At 68.4% G+C, this 3,572-nt stretch carries 5 protein-coding genes; 4 read left to right on the forward strand and 1 reads right to left on the reverse strand.

The annotated features are described in order from the left end of the window. Window positions 1–1,522: 1,522 nt before the first annotated feature. The 4 genes from ABEB12_RS24915 to ABEB12_RS24930 all read left to right on the forward strand — a co-directional run bounded on the left by ABEB12_RS24915 (window position 1,523) and on the right by ABEB12_RS24930 (window position 2,952). On the forward strand, window positions 1,523–1,735 hold the full coding sequence (locus ABEB12_RS24915) for a hotdog family protein (protein ID WP_185060779.1): 213 nt from the start codon (window positions 1,523–1,525) through the stop codon (window positions 1,733–1,735). A gap of 6 nt (window positions 1,736–1,741) precedes the next feature. Continuing rightward, complete coding sequence (locus tag ABEB12_RS24920) at window positions 1,742–2,002, forward strand: hotdog family protein (RefSeq protein ID WP_185060778.1); 261 nt, start codon at window positions 1,742–1,744, stop codon at window positions 2,000–2,002. Window positions 2,003–2,129: 127 nt separating this feature from the next. After that, window positions 2,130–2,612, forward strand: coding sequence for a polyketide synthase dehydratase domain-containing protein (locus ABEB12_RS24925; protein ID WP_185060777.1), 483 nt, complete (start codon window positions 2,130–2,132; stop codon window positions 2,610–2,612). Between the two features lie 85 nt (window positions 2,613–2,697). Next, window positions 2,698–2,952: a hypothetical protein gene (locus ABEB12_RS24930; RefSeq protein ID WP_345703121.1), complete on the forward strand. Its 255-nt coding sequence runs from the start codon at window positions 2,698–2,700 to the stop codon at window positions 2,950–2,952. A gap of 119 nt (window positions 2,953–3,071) precedes the next feature. Here ABEB12_RS24930 and ABEB12_RS24935 read toward each other — a convergent pair whose 3' ends face one another. After that, window positions 3,072–3,341: an undecaprenyl-diphosphate phosphatase gene (locus ABEB12_RS24935; protein ID WP_345703122.1), complete on the reverse strand. Its 270-nt coding sequence runs from the start codon at window positions 3,339–3,341 to the stop codon at window positions 3,072–3,074. Window positions 3,342–3,572: the final 231 nt, after the last annotated feature.

A 3,572-nucleotide genomic window follows, 5' to 3' on the forward strand; every position in this document is an offset into this window, starting at 1 on the left:
CCGACCATCCAAACCGACGGATTCCCCACCGCTATTGCTCACCGGCGCCGACTTTTGCTCGCCGCCACTGAATGAAAACGACCAATCGGACTCATCCGCGTCCGCGTCGGAATCCTGCTCGTAAGCAACCAATTGCACGACGCCCCGCCCAGCTGCATTCGGCACGGCCGAATCAGAAACGAACTGGGCGGAAATGAACGTCGCGGCCATCCACAGCATCGCGGCGCCGAGCAACACCTTCCCGAACGACAGCGACGCCACCACCGACAGCAGCCCGCGCAGCACCGACGACCGGAGCGCGCTGCTGCGCCTCCGGACGGGTGCGGTCGGGGTAGCCATCGAAACGTCACTCCTCGGAACGGCCAAGACTCTGACGGGACCTGCGCGTACTGGAGTGATCGGAACCAACCACGGTCGACATCACGTGGAGGAACATCCTTACGGCCACAAGGCCAGGCAAGTCGATCCGTCCTCACCCACACCAGCAGGCCGAAGACGTACCCACCAATCGACGCTAACCACGGTCACTTCACGTGGGAGCGCATCCCCGGCGCCTTGGGCACCAAGTCGATCGATTCGCGCATTCGACAAGGTACAGAGAATTTCAAGAGCTGTCCACACCGCACTCAAATTCAGATAGGACGAAGCGGCGCCCGACCAACTATTCGGTATCTATTTAGTGACCATAATTCATCATGTTATTAATTTCTTGCCAGTCGCGCAGCCGCCCTGGTTCGGCTCCGATTATGAACCCGCTCTCGCTCAAAACTTCAGTTGCGGAATAAAATGCGAGAGCCGTTTAATTCGCACCGGATCTTCAATCACGAGAAAGACAAGAACGGCGTCCTCGGACCTGACCTTTGGGCCACTTTGGGCCTTTACCTCCCAGAGAGCCGTTGAACTACGGCGGCCTTCAGCACTCGTCCATGCCCAGCACAGCGCTCAACGGGAACACATCTGAACGCGGCCACCGGGGCACAGTCACTGCCACCGCGATCGCCCACAAACCACTCAGAGTGACGATCCGGCACGACGTAGTCACTCGCCATGGCCACTCGGTACGGCCACTCGCTATGGCCACCGCACCGCGTGGCCATCACCCGCCAGTCAGCTGATGGCCGCTGTGCCACAAGCCAGCTGATGGCCACGCGACCCGGCATGGCCACCAGAGCCTGGCCGCAGCCAGTCTGACTGGCATCCGAACTCTCCCGAACGCGGCGCCACTCAACGTGATCACCGCTGCCCGCGAGCTCGCCGAACGGACGCCCGCGACCGGTGCCGATGTATTCCACCGTGCTGGCCACGCTCGCGGACGCGGGCCGCACGGTGTTCGTCGAGCTGAGCCCACACCCGATCCTGCTGCCGCGATCGAGGAAGACCTGGACGGCGCCGGCCTCGCGCTCGCCTCGATGCGCCGCGACGGTCCCTCGCCGCCGGTGCTGTGGGAGTGGGTGGCCCGGCTGTGCACCGAGGGCTCCGGTGCCGTGGCGGCAATGGTTCCCCGAGACGGTGAGAGCAGTGCGTGCCGTTGCCCAGCTACCCGTGGCAGCGACAGCGGTACTGGGTGTCCCGACCGAGTCACCGCCCGGCCGGCGGCGGGTACCCGCTGCTCGGTGAGCCGGTCAACCCGGCCGCGCTCCCGGGCACCCGGATCTGGCAGCGGGACCGGCGGGGCGAGTCGTATCTGGCCGAGCACCGGGTGGACAGTGCTGGGGTGTTGCCGGCCACGGCATAGCTGGAGATGGCGCTGGCCGCGTCCGGGCGGGCGTGCATCGAGGACGTCTCGTTCGAGCGGATGGCCGTGCTCGGCCCGGAGGGTGCGTGGACCGCGCAGGTCTTCGAGGACCGGGGCCGGTTCGAGGTGTTCGGCCGGGCCGTCGACGGCGAGCAGTGGGTGCGCTGCGCGCACGGCCGGGCGCGCACCATGCCGGAGGCAACCGGCCCGGGTGACACGTTGGACGCCCTCCGCCGACGATGTTCCACCGAGGTGGCCGGCGGCTAGCACTACCGCCACTACACCGCGCGCGACATCGAGCACGGCCCGCCTTCCAGGGTGTGCAACGGGTCTGGACCGGTACCGAGGAGTCGCTCGGGCAGGTGCGGGCGCCGCTCGATCCGGGCGGCTACCGATGCCAGCCGAGCAGCGGTCGGTGCCGCCCGGGGTGGCGGTGGTGCCGGTGAGCCTGCGGCGGCTGGTGCTGCGGCACCGGCCGGTGGGTCCGGTGTGGGTGCATGCCCGGCTGGCGCCGGGCGAGGGTGCCGGTGACCTGACCGTGTTCGACCAGGACGGTTCCCCGATCATCGATGTCACCGGCTTGGCGGTGCGGCGGTTGGCCGGTTCGCGGCCGTACCGCGACTGGTTGTACGAGCTCGGTTGGCCGGGTCCGCGGTTGTTGTTCGCCGACTCCGCCGGGGTGGCCGCAGAGCTGGCGACCCTGCTGGAGCGGCGCGGCCAGTCCGACGAGCTGGACCAGCCATCGCCTCGGCGGACGAACGGGCCTGGTCCGCACTGCTCGAGCGGGTACTCGGCGGCGGCCGGGGCCACGCCGGCGTGGTGCACCGGTGGAGCCTGGACAGCACCCCAGTGGAGCACACCACCGCCGACACGTTAACCACCGGTCAGCGGCTGTCCGGGCTGAGCACTCTTGAGTTGGCCCGCGCGCTGCCGCGCCGCCGCTGGCCGGAGCAGCCTCGATTGTGGCTGATGCCCTGGGGGCGCATCGCGTCGAGGCCCGCGACGGGTCGGTCGCGGTGTCGCAGGCGGCGCTGCCCGGTCCGGCCAGGACGCTCACGGTGGAGCACCCGGAGCTGCGCTGCACCCGGGTGGACCTGGACCCCGCAGCGCCCGCCGGCGAGGCGGCCGAGGGGTTGCTGGTGCGGCGGGACGCACGCCACCTGGTGTTGCTCCGCCGAAGCGCCGCCACAGCGGAGGCCGAGACACACCACCCATAGACTTCGCAGCGGGGCTTCGATCAGCGGCTTCGCCGCCAACCCCACGAAACCGATCGGCAACGACCCCATGATGATCAACCAGCCGAACCGGTACTCCTCGGCGGCCCGCGCGGACGAGCTCACCAGCCCCGCCCCCACCCGGCGATGATCCGGGCGAGATCCCGGGCGAAGTACACCAGCACGGCCAGGATCGCCCCCACCTGGATGACCGCCGTGAACGCGGTTACCGCCGGGTCATCCACCCGCAAGCCCAGCAACTTTTCGGCGATCGTCAGATGCCCGGTCGAGGACACCGGCAGGAACTCCGTCAGCCCCTCCACCACGCCCAGCGCCACAGCCTGCAGCAGATTCACCGCGCCACCCTTCGACTCACCGCGCGTGTTGGTCACGCGGCCGGGTCACCCTAGGAGCGCCAGATGTGAATTCTCTGGGACCCGGATGCCCGACTGAGAACTCGGGATCCGAACTCGCGATTGCCTGTTCGTCCATCGCGGCGTTGGCCGGGGCGCGGTGAACCGCTCGCGAGACCTGACACAGCACCTGCCCCCGCCTCTCTCCTCTTGACGCGACCGGCTCAGGCCAGCAACATTCCGGCCCACTGGCTGCCTGGCCGAATGGCT

The sequence above is a fragment of the Actinospineispora eucalypti genome (genome assembly GCF_039543365.1).
Lineage (GTDB): Bacteria > Actinomycetota > Actinomycetes > Mycobacteriales > Pseudonocardiaceae > Pseudonocardia > Pseudonocardia eucalypti.

What these genes read in the sequence shown, in the direction of transcription:
- ABEB12_RS24920 (WP_185060778.1), top strand. Translation starts at nt 1,742, where the DNA reads ATGGCGCTGGCCGCGTCCGGGCGGGCGTGCATCGAGGACGTCTCGTTC.
- ABEB12_RS24925 (WP_185060777.1), top strand. Translation starts at nt 2,130, where the DNA reads ATGCCAGCCGAGCAGCGGTCGGTGCCGCCCGGGGTGGCGGTGGTGCCG.